Genomic DNA, 14,754 nt, shown 5'->3' with positions numbered 1-14,754 from the left:
AGAATTTGTAAGATTTAGCTAAATCTCATCCAAAGGTTTTCTTTTATCCGAACGAATTTGCTTGAAATGACTTGGTGAAAGACCTGTTACTTTTTTGAACTGATTACTCAAATAAGCTACACTCGAATAATTGAGTTTATCCGCGATTTCGCTAAGTGACAATTCATCATAAACCAACAATTCTTTGACTTTTTCAATTTTTTGTGCGATATAATATTTTTCTATAGTTGTACCTTCAACTTCAGAAAATAGATTCGATAAATAACTGTAATCGTGAAGTAATGCTTCACTCAAATAGTCTGAGAGATTTACCTTCGCGTCATTATTATCGTGATGTACTAATTGAATAATTTGATTTTTTATCTGTTCGATTACACGACTTTTCTTATCATCAATTCGCTCAAAACCCAATGCTTCAATGGCCGCAGTAAATTGTTGTATTAGTGCGTCACTAGGCTGTTCGTTTAAAATGACTTCACCAAGCTTGACTTGAGAAGCTTGAATTCCAGCTTTCTCCAACTCATTTTCAACCACCATGATACAGCGGTTGCAAACCATATTTTTTATATAGAGTGTAGGCATTGGATCTAATTTATGCAAAGTTAAAGTTAAGGTTAAGATAATTTCCATTTATTAGTCTGATGTAAAATAAAAATAATAGTCCTATTTCTTCACCCCTTCATATTGTAGCAAACTTCTTCTTACTCGATTAATAATACGCTCTTTCAAACGTAGTGGACTAAGAACTTTAATAGCCTCGCCAAAACCTAATATCTCGCGCTCTAACTCGTAATTCAAAACCACATCGATACGAATAATAATACTTCCATCCTCGTGCCTTTCTATTATTTTTTGAGAAGCATGTATAGGCTTTGTTTCGACATAAGGCGCATTCTTTGCATCTACTGATAACAGAACACGCTGACCACGGTCATTATGAGACTTTGTGACACCTATTGTATCTTCAAAATAACGGTCAAAGTCCACTCCTTCATACCTTACAAAGCCAGACTTAGCCATTTCCTGAATATTCTTAATCCTATCCAACGCCAAGGTCAGTATCACACTGCCATTTTTAGGCTTTACAATCGCAAACCAGCGATTTCTGTATTCCTTGAGTAGATAAGGATAGTAGACTGTTTCAATAGCTTCTTTAGATTTGAAAGATTTATAATCAATAAGCAGTGGAATTTCTTCACGAATAGCCTTATAAATAGGTGTTATCCATTGTAAGCCTTTGAGCAATTTATTGCCCTCCATTTGAATAACAGATTTTTGATTGCCTTCGCCTTTGTTTAGATTACTTTCCAACCGAGCTATCAAATCGCTCATTTCGTCGAAATAATTAAAGCCATTTAGATGCTTCAACACATCTACAGCACTACGCATATTCTCCATATCTACCTCAGAAATTGGCGAGTTACTGATGCTATAATGAGGGTCAGAATATGCATAAAACTTTCGATTCAACACGACGATTGGCGCATTATACCCCAACTTATTACTACGCATCAGCTGAATATCTCCTTGGATAGTTCTTTTACTGATTCCTGTATGAATTCCCTCCAATTCGTAAATCATCTCCGAAACTTTATGAATCAAGTCCTCCAAAGTCCATTTGCGATGTCGCTGACACAGACATGAATCAATGGTTTTGTACCGAATAAGCGCTAGTTTATTTACAGACATATCATTTGACCCTCGTTTAAGTGATTTAAATATAAATAAAAGACTACATATCTACGCAATACAATTGCGCAACAAGAATATATCATCATCAAATAAAAAATAAAAAAAAATTAATCAAATTGAATATCAGTCTTTTAAATATATTTTAAAAGAAATTTTACAGCAACACACTACTACGCAAAAGCACTGCGTACACCCCTATGCATCTTTGTATTGTCAGCAATGACAATTGTTCTTTGAGAAAAATAAGCGAAAGCTTTTTGAAAATATTTGCTTCGACAGAAGCATAAAGAAACTTTTAAGTTGCATATAACATCCTTGTCGCCTGTTTCTGTATAACAGGGTAGTGTTGCCTTCAATAGATTGCAATATGCTGATGAGTTATTGACTTAGAAGTACACTGCTACGGTCGCAGGTTCGAATCCTGCTCTTACTTGTTAAGATAGCTCAGATGGTAGAGCATAGCACAATAGGCGGGTTCGAGTCCCGCGCACATCTAGGGAATGTGTCTTTGGTTGGAGAAACGAAAGTTTCAAATGTATGACTTCATTAAAAAGTCTATTTTCGAAGCCTTTTGCTTCTTGTTCCGTTTGAAGATTGAGGTAATATTACCGCTGTCATCAAACAATTGAACCAAGTCTTTGCAATACAAAACAAGCCGAACCGCTTATTTCATCTGCCAGTGAGCTCGAAAGAATCCTAATCATCGCGATTCAATCCTGGGCACTACGCTGAGGAAATATAACGGAACGTTCCTTTTGTATTCCGATATAGAGCAATGAACAAGAACCAGAGGGCTTTATTTAACAGAGTATGATAACATAAAAAATATAGATTATGAAAATGGTAACTATTAATAAAAATGAAATCGGTTTATTGATTAAAAACAATGCCCCTAAGCGCGTATTGACAACAGGAAAATACTGGATAGGCTTCCGTGAGCAATGCGAAGTCTATAATTTATCCAATACATTTCAGTCGCGCTTTGACAACAATATACTATTACAAATAGATGGCTTTACGGAATGTGTACATATTGTGGATGTGATGGATAATGAAATATGCTTGGTTTTTGTAAACAATAACTTCAAGCAAGTATTAGCAGCAGGACGACATATCTTTTGGAAAAACTTAGAGGAGTACCGTTTTGACAAATACGATATCTCGACAATTGAAATACCAGCAACTATCAATAAACAATTATTGGAGAAACAAGCACTTGCGTTCTATGTTCGACAATATAAAATTGATATTTCGGAAAAAGGTTTGTTGTTTATCGACGGAGTATTTACACAGATATTAGAACCAGGAAACTACCAATGGTGGAAGAATGCAACGACAATTGCTATTGCCAAAGCGGATATGCGTCAAACAACAATGGAAATTGTAGGGCAAGAAATTTTAACAAAAGACAAAGCACAAATCCGGATTAATTTTTCCATCCAATACCAAATTGTCGATATCATCAAAGCAATATTATACAATAAGGACTTTGAAAAACAACTTTATATGTTGATGCAATTGGCGTTACGTACTTATATTGGTACGATGACATTGGATGAGTTGATGGAGAATAAAGCTGAAATCAGCACTCACGTTTTATCAAATTCGATGGAACAAATTGACAACTTAGGTATCAAAGTATTCAATGCGGGTATCAAAGATGTCATCTTACCAGGTGATATTCGAGACATCATGAATCAAGTGTTGGTCGCTGAGAAAAAGGCACAAGCCAATATCATCATGCGCCGCGAAGAAACAGCTTCGACACGTAGCTTGTTAAATACAGCAAAATTGATGGAAGAGAATACGATGTTGCTTAAATTAAAAGAAATGGAATATGTGGAGAAAATCGCAGAAAAGATTAATAGCATCTCCGTTTCTGGAAATAGCCAAATCGTAGACCAATTGAAACAATTGTTTGTTAAATAAATTAAAGAGGCGCAAGAGGCAACGATAAAGAGGGGTTGTCTCTTGCTTAAAAAGAGATTCAAAATGGAAAATAAACGCATAAATGGCAAGGACTTGATTGCCCTTGGATATAAAGAAAATCATGCAATGGGAGTAGCCCTTAAAATCAACAAGAAACGCCTAGGCTTTTCCAAAGAACAGATGCTTAACTACTTCAAGGAGGTATTGGAAAAACCTGAAGATTTCATAGCTCACGAGATTTTTAAACCATTAGCCGAAACATTGTTACACATTGAAACTATTCAAGAGGATTTGATAGCATTAAACGAGAATCCTGAAGGATATGCTGTATTTGGTGAAGAAAATATTGAGCTGGGTGCCAAAGAGCAAATGAATATTGCAATGAAGCTACCCGTAACTGTGGCTGGTGCTTTGATGCCCGATGCACATCAAGGATACGGACTTCCGATTGGTGGTGTCTTAGCTACCAATAATGCCGTAATTCCTTATGGTGTAGGTGTAGATATTGGTTGCCGCATGGCTTTGTCAATTTTCGATTTACCCGACTCCTACTTAGCATTACAACATGACAAACTCAAGACTGTGTTATTAAGCGAAACCAAGTTTGGTGCAGGGCATGGATTCTTGAAACATGAACGTGCTAAACACGAAATACTGGACGGTAAAGCTTTTGAAGAAAACGCATTTCTCCGCGAACTGAAAGACAAAGCTTGGGCACAATTGGGATCTTCAGGTGGAGGTAATCACTTTGTCGAATTTGGTATTATAGAATTCACTGAAAAGGATGAAGCACTAGATATTGAAGCTGGAAAATATCTAGCCTTATTGACACACTCAGGCTCTCGTGGATTAGGTGCGACTATTGCTGGGCATTACACCAAGTTAGCCAAAGAAATCTGTAAGTTACCTTACCAAGCGCAAAACCTTGCTTACTTGGATTTGGACACTCAAGAAGGGCAAGAATATTGGATAGCGATGAACCTTGCAGGTGATTATGCTTCTGCTTGCCACGAGGTTATTCATACCAAAATTAAAACTGCATTAGGTGCTGAATTGTTAGCTAAAGTAGAAAACCACCACAATTTTGCGTGGAAAGAAACATGGAACGGTAAAGAAGTCATCGTACATCGCAAAGGTGCCACCCCTGCTTCTAAGGATGTCATGGGGATAATCCCAGGTTCCATGGCGACTCCAGGTTTCCTCGTGAGTGGTAAAGGCTATGCACAAGCTATCAATTCGGCTTCACATGGCGCAGGACGACTAATGAGCCGTACCCAAGCTATCAAAACCTTACACAAAGGAGATTTGAAAAATCTCCTAGCAGAAAATGGCATTACCTTGTTGGGAGCTGGTATGGATGAATCACCAATGGCATACAAAGACATCCATACCGTAATGGCGGCACAAGAGAATTTAGTAGATGTTGTCGCGACTTTTCATCCAAAAATTGTTCGTATGGCAGATGATGGCTCTCGAGAAGATTAAAATAACATTAATGGATATTAATGCAAAGGGATGAGGTTTATCATTATTTATCTTATCCCTTTCACTGATTAAATAATAATATTCAGATATCACACTCAGTATATAAAATATTTTTCAATTCAAAATAATAAACAATTCAATTTTTTCCTATTATTGTACTTTAACCAAGATTCAAACTTAAATCTACCATTATGATAAAGCTGTTATTCAGTCTATTGCTACTATTTGCGAGCGAAACTTTATACGCACAAATAACTCCTATTCGCGAAGCGTTATTAAATAGGGATGATAGAAATGTACTTATTGTAGCACATAGAGGAGATTGGAGACAGGCGCCTGAAAACTCTATTAAAGCCATTGAATTAGCCATCCAAGCAGGCGCAAATATTGTAGAGATTGATGTGGCTAAAACAAAAGATGGACAAATCATACTTATGCATGATAAGACTTTAGAAAGAACAACAACCGGCAAAGGAAAAGTAACAGATTGGACATTAGACTCCTTACGTAACCTAAAACTAAAAAATGGCGCAGGTATACGTACAAAACATACTATTCCAACATTGGAGGAAGCATTATTATTCTCTAAAGGAAAAGTAATGTTAAATCTAGATAAAGCATATGAAATGTTTGATAAAATATATGAACTTCTAGAAAAAACACAAACTACGGATCATATTATAATGAAAGGTAACAAGGATGTAGCTACGGTCAAGAAGCAGTTTGGAAAATACTTAGACAAAGTGATTTATATGCCCATTGTTAACCTGGATAATTCGAATGCGGAACAAATAATTGAGGATTTTCTAAGAGAACTTAAACCTGTTGCCTTTGAGTTATTATTTAAGAATGACACCAACCCTTTACCCAAGCTACTCACTAAGTCTTTAAAAGGTAAAAGCTTAATATGGTACAATACGCTATGGGATACTATGGCTGGAGGTCACGATGATGATATGGCAGTTGAGGATATTAATGGATCGTATGGTTACCTCATCAGAGATTTAAATGCACGCATCATTCAAACTGATAGACCAGCATATTTAGCTGAATATTTAAAAAAACTAAAAATGAGTCTATAAAAGTTAGAATTAAAGTAGTAAATTCATATATGCAAATTTAATCGATTAAACCTAAATAACTAATCAGTTAATGTGGTTTATAATAAGATAGATTTAACCAATTTTAATAACAAATACAAGAATTTATTTAATAACCTTCACATAACAAATTGTTTATATAGCAACAATAGTTTTGTGACATCTATTTACTGAAAATGAAAAAATTATCAATTTTATTTGCTGTATTAAGCCTTTTAAACATTGAGGCTAAAGCCCAAACAAGTAATGACAATGGTATAATGAGATTGGATGAGTTCCGCTATCAAAAAAAGCGTGAAATTATCAATATCCCACAAGTAAATGGTTTAACAGTGCTTAAGTGCGATTTTCATATGCATACCGTATTTACTGACGGTCATGTTTGGCCTAATGTACGAGTACAAGAAGCTTGGAAAGAAGGATTAGATGCGATTTCGTTCACCGAGCATATTGAATACAGACCACATTCTGCTGATGTTAAACCTAACCCGATGCGACCTCATGAATTAGCTAAAAATCTTGCGGCTGAAAATAATCTTATTCTTATCAAAGGAACTGAAGTTACAAGAAATACTCCTCCCGGACATTTTAATGCACTCTTTATTCAGGATGACAAAGATTTCGTGGTTGACAGGTCTAATGATTTAGATGAAAAAGCAATTCAAGCGGTGGTTAATCAGAAAGCATTTATCTTTTGGAATCACCCAGGGTGGAAAGCTACGCAAATACCTGGATCATACGAATGGTTACCATTCGTGGAAAAAATGTATAAAGAGAAAAATCTTCACGGTATAGAAGTCGTTAATGGTTTCGGGTTTCATAAAAAGGCGTTAGATTGGGCACTTGACCGTAATCTAACTATATTAGGAAATACAGACATTCACAATTTGATCGCACATGATTATGATATTGAACGAAAAGGTGTACATCGTACTATGACATTAGTTATGGCAAAAGATCGCTCAGCGTCGTCTATTCGCGAAGCTTTAGAAAAAGGTAATACTGTTGTATGGTCAAGCAAATACTTATTTGGAAAAGAAGAAAATGTGCGTAACCTATTTAATGCTTGTGTAAAGGTTAGTCCTACTTATCACGAAAAATCAAATGCACAGGGTGTAAAAACTAAATACTATGAGATATCGAATAATAGTGATTTGCATTTTGAATTACACTTGAAATCAGGAAAAGGCACTCAAAAAGTAGTACTATACCCGGAATCATCTCAAATAATCACTACTACTGATAATCCTTCCAAACTTACTTACGAGGTTGTATCTACATACATCAGAAGTGACAAGCATCTAATTGTTGATTTTAATTTATAACAAGAGTAACAAAATATATTTCATATACAAACCAATTAAAAAAGCCTCAAATGATAGTACATTTGAGGCTTAAAAATAGTGTTTTTTTAAAATTAATTCCCTAATACAATAACGGCTCTACTCAAACGAGGGTCATTGTAGTACATATTATCCACTCCACCATAATGACTAGTTGTTAACTGCGAAGCAGGCACACCAAACTCCTTCACCAATACATTATAGATAGCTTCAGCGCGAGCTTTACTTAATCGCTCATTAGTAGCAGGAGATCCTGTTCCTTTATCAGCATATCCAGAAATATTGTAAACCACATTTGATTTTCCTTCTTTAATAGCTTTTGCGAAGAAACCTAAATTCACTCTTGCTTCATTACTTACAGTACTTTCATTAATTGGGAAAGTAACTAATATTGGAGAGATTAAAATATTTTTTTCAATCTTCACATCAGTTATATCTTTGTTTGCTGATTCTGCAAGTTGCTTTCTTAATGCATCATTATCGTTTGCTAATTTATTTACGCGTTCACGAAGTGCATTCAATTCGGTTTCATCATAAGTAGAAATTGTTACAACCTTCTCTCTATCCCAATTACGTTTTTTGAAGTTATATGCTAACCCCAAAGTTCCTGCAACTATCCCTTCCTCTTTACGTCCACCAACTTCTCCTTCAAAATCGTCTTTAACTAATGATCCTCTTAAATCAAGTGTTAGATTAAAAGCACTGCTTAATCTAAATGCATTATATAAACCAACATTTATAGATGGCTGGCGAGTCTTTGGTGCATCATTAACCCAGGCCCATCCTATGCCTACAAAAGGAGCTATTGTATAAAAGCGATTTTCTCTGTAACCGCCAAAAATGTTCGCTACATTAAATAATATATCTCCATGAATATGGTTATAGTTAAACTCTTGTACTTCTAAATATCCTTTATCGCCTGCATTTTTTACATCTTGATAGATTTCTCCTGTTGAATGAGTTTTTAAAGACCCACCTGAAATAGCTGAATTATTATGTGTAAGACCTTTTAACTTGTTTCCTGTATATCCAGCACGTATACCAACACCTGGTGTAAACCATTTTCCAAGACTCACATTAAAAGCTGGTGTTAGCCTATCCTTAGTTTGCATTTGCTTATCATGATCACCAAATAAAATTTGCACACCGCCACCAGCTCCTAAAAACCAGTTATCAAAAAATTTATTTGTGACAACTTTATATTTATCACTGTTCTCAGTAACTACAGAATCCTTTGTAACCTCTTGGCTAAAAGACAATGATGAAATAGTTAATAAAGCAATTGTGAAAGAATATATTTTAATTTTCATATAAAATAGTATTAATCAGTTGTTTTAAATTAAATTGTTCACAAATTTAACTTTATTGTTAATATTTTTTTAGAATAAGCATAAAATATAAGGCCGTTGTAGAATTACATCTACAACGGCTTTTATTAAATATTTGGCTGCTAATTTAAGAAGAACTTTTTCAATCTTCCCCACAATGAAGGCTTTTCTAATTGGTAACCATAGCCATAACCGTAGCCGTAACCATAGCCATAACCGTAACCATAGCCGTAACCATATTTTTTATCTTTAAAGTCAACTCCATTCAGTAAAACAGACATATTTGTTAATAAATTATCTTCGTATACTTTTTGAATAGCAGTTAATTGTCGCTTATCCATTTTTCCTGATCTAATGATAAAAATAGACAAATCTGTAACTCTATTAATTATAGATGAATCTGCTACAATTCCCAATGGAACACTATCGACCAATATATAGTCATACTGCTCTTTTAATATACTGAATAACATATCTAATCTATTACTCAAAAGAAGCTCTACGGGATTTGGAGCAATTACTCCAATTGGAATAACATCTAATCCATCTATTAATCTATCTTTATAAATAATTTCATCTATAGAAACATTCGAATCAGATAGATAATGTGTCAATCCGACAGGCATAGGAGAATTTGTACGACTTGTTAGGGTACCTTTTCTTAAGTCTAAGTCCACCAAAATAACTCTTTTCTTTAAGAAGGTTAAGCTTACACCAAGATTGATTACCGAAAACGTTTTTCCCGCACCAACATTAAATGAGGTAAACATCATTACCTTATGATCCTTCTCACCCGCAGTCATAAAACCTAAGTTGGTTCGAAATATTCTAAAAGCCTCTGTCACTTCATCGGTGGCTTGTTCAGAAACAAATACATCACTACCACGACCTTTAGCTCGAGGGGCTAAGGGAATTTCAGTTATCACAGGCACACTAGTGGCATCCTCTATTTCTCTTCGCGTATATACTTTATTATTTAAGAATAACTGCAACAGGAAAATAATTGTCGGTAAAGTAAGTCCTAAAGCAATCCCTAGAGCAATTTTATTAAGCTTTGTAGGCGCTACAGGACTATCACTGCCAAAAACAGGATCTATTACGCGTATATTATCATCTGCCATTGCTTGATTTATAGCATTTTCCTCTCTTCTGTTTAATAAGAAAATATATAAATCTTCTTTAACTTTTTGTTGACGCTCAACACCTAAAATCATTCTTTCTTGAGAAGGCAAACTTCTAGCTTTGGACATAGCCACTGCTTCTTCTCTTTTTAAATTAGATATCTTAACATTAAAGCCAATAATAACATTATCTATAGCACGTAATATATTACGTTGCATAGAAATAAGTGAAGCATTTAGATCTTCAACAATTGGATTTGCTCCACTATTTGCATCTAAATAACTATTTCTTTTTAATAGAAGTGCATTATATGCAGAAATTTGAGACTCAATATTAGCATCTAAAAGCCCTGTGTTAGCTGGAATAAAATCATCTTTATCAGCATTTATTAGTCGATCACGAAAGTTTTCTACAACCTCTTTTGTAATCTCTATATCTTTGCTGGTTGACATATACTCTCTAGATTCAGACCAATATTGCTGTCCCGCAGATGTTATATCCAAACCATAATTCGCACTTTTAATTCCTTCAAGTTTATTTTCTACAGCTCCTAAATCTTCTTCAATAATATTTAATCGCTCCTTAATAAAATCTGCGGTAACGGCAGCAACTTTATTTTTTTCATTAAGAGATTCCTCATTATAGACTGTAATTAATGTACTTAAAACATCTGTAGCTCTTTCAGGCGAAAAATCTGTTAACCCCATGCTTAATAACGCAACGTCTTCCATCTGTAGAATGAGAAGCCGGCTTATAAACGATGATACCGCGGATTCAATTGGAATATGAGAGGCTTTGAACTTAAAGTTTTCCCCTATTTCTATTTTCTTAGGATTGGTATTTTCTTTAATTACAATTTTACCAATAGGTGTGGAAATAGGTTTATTAAGCGATGCGGTTATTGTTGGAATTTCCTTATTATTAGAAAAGTTAGATAATTCAAAACTATTAGTATCAAGAACCTTTATATCTAAAGATTTATATGTTTCTGTAGTATCCAGAAAATCAATATTGTAAGGTGTATGAATATATAATTCATTATGTCTAAGCCCTTCCTGAACAGTATAGTTAATATTAGCATTCAATCTTTTAACTGTTATCCGCATTAAATGCTTGGACTTTAATTGCAAGATTTCGCTATTAACATTTACTACATTAAAATAGTTATTCCTGCTCGTCATTCTAGATGCAGAAAGAGTATTACCTGCGGTTTTTATTAATACTGTTTGATTCTTAGAATAAACATACGGTGAAATACTATAATTATAATAATAGTACCCACAAAAAATTAATAATGACAATAAGTACCACTTCCAATGTAAGGATAGATATTTAAGTATATCTAAAACATTTATAGATTTATTTTTATTTTGATCCATTGTGATTTATTTAACGTGTTGTTATTGCCCAAACAGATGTAATCGTGGATACTAGACTTAATACAGTTGTTAATATCAACCTATTTTGCTGTTGTTTAATAGTTCGAGGAGCAGATTTAGGTTCTATATAAAGTAAATCATTTTGTTGAAGATAGTATGTTGGAGAATTAAATATGTCTTTACTTTCAATATTATTATGATAGATTTTGCGTTGACCATCTTCTTCTCTTATTACTGCAATGTTATGAGGCTGTGAATTAGGTGTTAGGCCACCAGCCATTGTAATGGCTTCTAATATGGTCAATCTACTATCTGGAGCTGTAATGATTTTATTTCCTGTTTCTCCCATTACAACAACCTTTAGATTTAGCAACTCAATCTTAACTACAGGTGAGCTTAACAAATTTTTTGTTGACAATTGATCTTTTATGTAATCTCTCAACCCTTCTAATGTCATCCCCTCTATTTTTAGAGTCCCTAGAATTGGAAATTCAATATTTCCCTGTTGATCAACCAAATACCCCCTATCAATTAATACAGGATTTGTAATCCCATCTTCAGAAATCGAATATACGCCATCACGATTATTAAAAGGAGCTGCTAATTCCTGATTTTTAGCACTAACTTGAATGCTTATACGATCACTTTTCTGTATTCTTAATGGAGGAATTGGTACGACATTATAGGACGTGTTAGGTTCTAGATCTTTTAAATACACCACTTTCTCAGACATACCACAAGACCCTAAGAATACTATAATAATAATCCCAATAAATAATGATATTTTTTTCATAACGCTAAGTTTATTCTTTATTTAGTTCATTAAAACATAGCTTCGCTGCGCTTTCATTAGGTAAGCACTGTAACTCTGCTATTGTAGTTAGATTAATAATATCTATCAATATATTAACTAGTGTAGAATACAAGTTTTTATTCCAACGAATCGCTGAACAACTCGGCAAAAGTGCCAATAAAGCATCCTTATTTTTGCGTATTTCAAATAAATTATAAGGCGCTTGTTTCAAACGGACTAATCCTTTTAATGGTCGTACATCATTAATATAACATGGTGTTTTACCACTCCACGGCGTACCGTAAATCAAAATACTATCATTTGTTACACGAATAGCTGGATTATCATCATTTAACAAGTTGAATCCCTGAAGATAAGCGAGCCATAATCGACTATGTGTACTCTTTCCCGTTCCGCTTTTCCCTAAAAATGCATACCCAAATTTATCATTAGTAACGACAGAAGCATGGATTAATATACATTTATGCAAAAGAGCAGACTGCGCAAATGCCACCATACAATACCAGCTAATAAAATTATTCTTTTTATCACCAATATTTCCACAGTATATTGTATTTAACTTAAAATCTTTTGAACTCCGCATTTTCCAATATTTAGATGGGTCAGAGCCATATTGTATAAGAGTCCAATAAAAATCTTCTGTTTCATGAAATGTAAATCTATCTCCCCATATAATAGATATATCACTTAATAAGGTAGAATTTTCCCTATCAAAATCTAAATCTACTAATGAGAAATAAACACGACATGAAACAGGCTTATCTGAAATAAAATCCGATAAAAAAGGTTGAAAATTTGGTAATATTATGGACAAATCACTTTCTTTTGGAAGCGTAATTTCCAGTTGTAAATCTGCAATGTTATAATAAAGTGTTTTTTCTATCACAGTATATCTTTTTATTCCTACTTTAAAATACAGGTAAGTTTAGTTAATTAATAATTTTTTGTCACACGTTAAAGCAACGTTTTGGTCATGTGTAACAAAAATAACAATCTTATCTTGAATTAAATATTTTATTCTTTGCAACATTAGGTTAATTGTATCTTGATCCAAGGCAGATGTCGCCTCATCAAATAACCAAACATTTCTATTTCTCAGTATTGCTCTTGCTATTGCTATTCTTTGTGCCTGACCTTCAGATAATCCCAAACCACCTTCACCTATTTTGGTGTCAAGCCCATCGGACAAGTCATAAACAAATTCGGCGCAACTCAAATATAACGCCTCTTTTATACGTTCATCTGAAATATGTCTTTGTCCTAATACGACGTTATCTCGAATCGAGCCTGACAACAAAGTATTTCCTTGAGGAACATAGGAGTAATTGTCTATATGAGCAGTAGATAATTGTGTTAAATTATCATCATGCTCTATATATATTGCTCCCGTGTTGGGTTTTACAAGACCTAATAATAGTCGAATCAATGTGGTCTTACCTTTTCCACTAGCTCCTAATATGGCTACAATCTCTCCTTTTTGAAAAGATGTAGTTAAATCTTTAATTATAATTTCTTTATCATAACTAAAATTGACCTTTTCCAATTTTAAGCTATTAATATTAGCATACCTAATATGCTGATGTAATGGCTCTTGTGCCAAAACATTAATTTCCTTAATACGTTCAGATGAGACTCCAAATCGAACAAATGCCGGAAAAAAAGAACCTAAAGTCAAAATTGGTGTTTGTATTTGATTTACAAGCTGCAAAAACGCGGTCATAGTTCCAAAAGTAATAGCTGAACTTTGTAGCTTGTAGATACCCCATCCGAATGCGATTAAATAACCTACACTTAAGGCTGAGCGCATCATTCCTTGAGATAATAAGTTGAAATTTAAATATTTATATCTTAATGAAGCATATTTTTCTTGCTTTTGTTTAAAATATGTGAGTCGTTCTGTCAATATCCCTAAAGCCCTAAGCGTGACACGATTTCTCAAATTTTCTTGTGCCGCAGTACCAATTTCACTTTCCGCCTGCTTAACTTGCGAATTAAGAGCGCGCATTTTTTGAAAATATAATTTTACAAACAAAAACAACGGCGTAATTGCCAAGATAACAAGTGCAAGCATACTATCCATCGTGTATAGAAAGATAAAAGATGCTATAATTTTAATACTTGTGATGACAAAAGAAATCCAAGTATTACTTATCATTTGTACAATCTCTGCACAATCGGTATTAATTCGCACAAGTAGGTCACCAGTGTCCCACTTTTTTATAACTTGCCAAATTGATAACATCTGCTTCTCAAGTATGCTATATTGAAAGCTTAATGTCATGTCAATTTGCGTTTGTTGATTAATTTTTTGACTTATAGTACGCACAATTACACCTAGTAAAGCAAATAAAACTACTAGAAAAAGTGTAACATTAAGATCTCCAATTGATACATCAAGAGCAATATCAATTGTTTTTTTTGAATAGAAAATAAACAATAATGTTAACAATATAGCAGACACTTCTAGCAAAAAGTAGAGAAACAGTTGTCTCTTGTGTCCCTTTGCAATAGACAATATCCAATCCAAATGTTCTGAATAAATTCTATTCATCTTCCTTTATA

Annotated in this window: 11 protein-coding genes; 4 read left to right on the top strand and 7 right to left on the bottom strand. The window is 33.9% G+C overall.

Annotated elements, in window-relative coordinates; all coding sequences use genetic code 11:
* Nucleotides 1–18: 18 nt before the first annotated feature.
* Both GOQ17_RS03700 and GOQ17_RS03695 read right to left on the bottom strand, forming a co-directional pair.
* Nucleotides 19–582, bottom strand: coding sequence for an AraC family transcriptional regulator (locus GOQ17_RS03700; protein WP_159634958.1), 564 nt, complete (start codon nucleotides 580–582; stop codon nucleotides 19–21).
* Nucleotides 583–663: 81 nt separating this feature from the next.
* Nucleotides 664–1,689 (bottom strand): helix-turn-helix transcriptional regulator, encoded by a 1,026-nt coding sequence (locus tag GOQ17_RS03695; RefSeq protein WP_159634955.1) that lies wholly within the window; start codon nucleotides 1,687–1,689, stop codon nucleotides 664–666.
* 837 nt (nucleotides 1,690–2,526) lie between these two features.
* On the opposite strand from GOQ17_RS03695, the gene GOQ17_RS03690 reads away from it, so the two are divergent.
* From GOQ17_RS03690 to GOQ17_RS03675, 4 genes are all read left to right on the top strand, one after another.
* Nucleotides 2,527–3,621: a slipin family protein gene (locus GOQ17_RS03690; protein ID WP_159634952.1), complete on the top strand. Its 1,095-nt coding sequence runs from the start codon at nucleotides 2,527–2,529 to the stop codon at nucleotides 3,619–3,621.
* A gap of 63 nt (nucleotides 3,622–3,684) precedes the next feature.
* Nucleotides 3,685–5,106 (top strand): RtcB family protein, encoded by a 1,422-nt coding sequence (locus GOQ17_RS03685; protein WP_159634949.1) that lies wholly within the window; start codon nucleotides 3,685–3,687, stop codon nucleotides 5,104–5,106.
* 191 nt (nucleotides 5,107–5,297) lie between these two features.
* Nucleotides 5,298–6,188 (top strand): glycerophosphodiester phosphodiesterase family protein, encoded by an 891-nt coding sequence (locus tag GOQ17_RS03680; RefSeq protein ID WP_159634946.1) that lies wholly within the window; start codon nucleotides 5,298–5,300, stop codon nucleotides 6,186–6,188.
* Between the two features lie 194 nt (nucleotides 6,189–6,382).
* Nucleotides 6,383–7,531, top strand: a complete 1,149-nt coding sequence (locus GOQ17_RS03675) for an Sb-PDE family phosphodiesterase (protein ID WP_159634943.1) — start codon at nucleotides 6,383–6,385, stop codon at nucleotides 7,529–7,531.
* A gap of 92 nt (nucleotides 7,532–7,623) precedes the next feature.
* On the opposite strand, the gene GOQ17_RS03670 is transcribed toward GOQ17_RS03675, so the two are convergent.
* From GOQ17_RS03670 to GOQ17_RS03650, 5 genes are all read right to left on the bottom strand, one after another.
* On the bottom strand, nucleotides 7,624–8,859 hold the full coding sequence (locus GOQ17_RS03670) for an OmpA family protein (protein WP_159634940.1): 1,236 nt from the start codon (nucleotides 8,857–8,859) through the stop codon (nucleotides 7,624–7,626).
* A 140-nt stretch (nucleotides 8,860–8,999) separates the two neighbouring features.
* Entirely contained in the window at nucleotides 9,000–11,378 is a 2,379-nt protein-coding gene (locus tag GOQ17_RS03665; protein WP_159634937.1) for a GumC family protein, read from the bottom strand.
* Nucleotides 11,379–11,388: 10 nt separating this feature from the next.
* The gene (locus GOQ17_RS03660) at nucleotides 11,389–12,171 is read right to left on the bottom strand and encodes a polysaccharide biosynthesis/export family protein (protein WP_159634934.1); all 783 of its coding nucleotides are present in this window, start codon (nucleotides 12,169–12,171) and stop codon (nucleotides 11,389–11,391) included.
* A gap of 10 nt (nucleotides 12,172–12,181) precedes the next feature.
* Nucleotides 12,182–13,078, bottom strand: a complete 897-nt coding sequence (locus GOQ17_RS03655; RefSeq protein WP_159634931.1) for a hypothetical protein — start codon at nucleotides 13,076–13,078, stop codon at nucleotides 12,182–12,184.
* A gap of 39 nt (nucleotides 13,079–13,117) precedes the next feature.
* On the bottom strand, nucleotides 13,118–14,743 hold the full coding sequence (locus tag GOQ17_RS03650) for an ABC transporter ATP-binding protein (protein WP_159634928.1): 1,626 nt from the start codon (nucleotides 14,741–14,743) through the stop codon (nucleotides 13,118–13,120).
* Nucleotides 14,744–14,754 lie beyond the last annotated feature (11 nt).

This window comes from Sphingobacterium composti, assembly GCF_009829075.1.
In the GTDB taxonomy this organism is placed as follows: domain Bacteria; phylum Bacteroidota; class Bacteroidia; order Sphingobacteriales; family Sphingobacteriaceae; genus Sphingobacterium; species Sphingobacterium composti.
The sequence above is the reverse complement of the archived record's forward strand: the minus strand, read 5'-3'. Positions and strand labels throughout refer to the sequence as shown.

What these genes read in the sequence shown, in the direction of transcription:
- GOQ17_RS03700 (WP_159634958.1), bottom strand. Translation starts at nt 582, where the DNA reads ATGCCTACACTCTATATAAAAAATATGGTTTGCAACCGCTGTATCATG.
- GOQ17_RS03695 (WP_159634955.1), bottom strand. Translation starts at nt 1,689, where the DNA reads ATGTCTGTAAATAAACTAGCGCTTATTCGGTACAAAACCATTGATTCA.
- GOQ17_RS03690 (WP_159634952.1), top strand. Translation starts at nt 2,527, where the DNA reads ATGAAAATGGTAACTATTAATAAAAATGAAATCGGTTTATTGATTAAA.
- GOQ17_RS03685 (WP_159634949.1), top strand. Translation starts at nt 3,685, where the DNA reads ATGGAAAATAAACGCATAAATGGCAAGGACTTGATTGCCCTTGGATAT.
- GOQ17_RS03680 (WP_159634946.1), top strand. Translation starts at nt 5,298, where the DNA reads ATGATAAAGCTGTTATTCAGTCTATTGCTACTATTTGCGAGCGAAACT.
- GOQ17_RS03675 (WP_159634943.1), top strand. Translation starts at nt 6,383, where the DNA reads ATGAAAAAATTATCAATTTTATTTGCTGTATTAAGCCTTTTAAACATT.
- GOQ17_RS03670 (WP_159634940.1), bottom strand. Translation starts at nt 8,859, where the DNA reads ATGAAAATTAAAATATATTCTTTCACAATTGCTTTATTAACTATTTCA.
- GOQ17_RS03665 (WP_159634937.1), bottom strand. Translation starts at nt 11,378, where the DNA reads ATGGATCAAAATAAAAATAAATCTATAAATGTTTTAGATATACTTAAA.
- GOQ17_RS03660 (WP_159634934.1), bottom strand. Translation starts at nt 12,171, where the DNA reads ATGAAAAAAATATCATTATTTATTGGGATTATTATTATAGTATTCTTA.
- GOQ17_RS03650 (WP_159634928.1), bottom strand. Translation starts at nt 14,743, where the DNA reads ATGAATAGAATTTATTCAGAACATTTGGATTGGATATTGTCTATTGCA.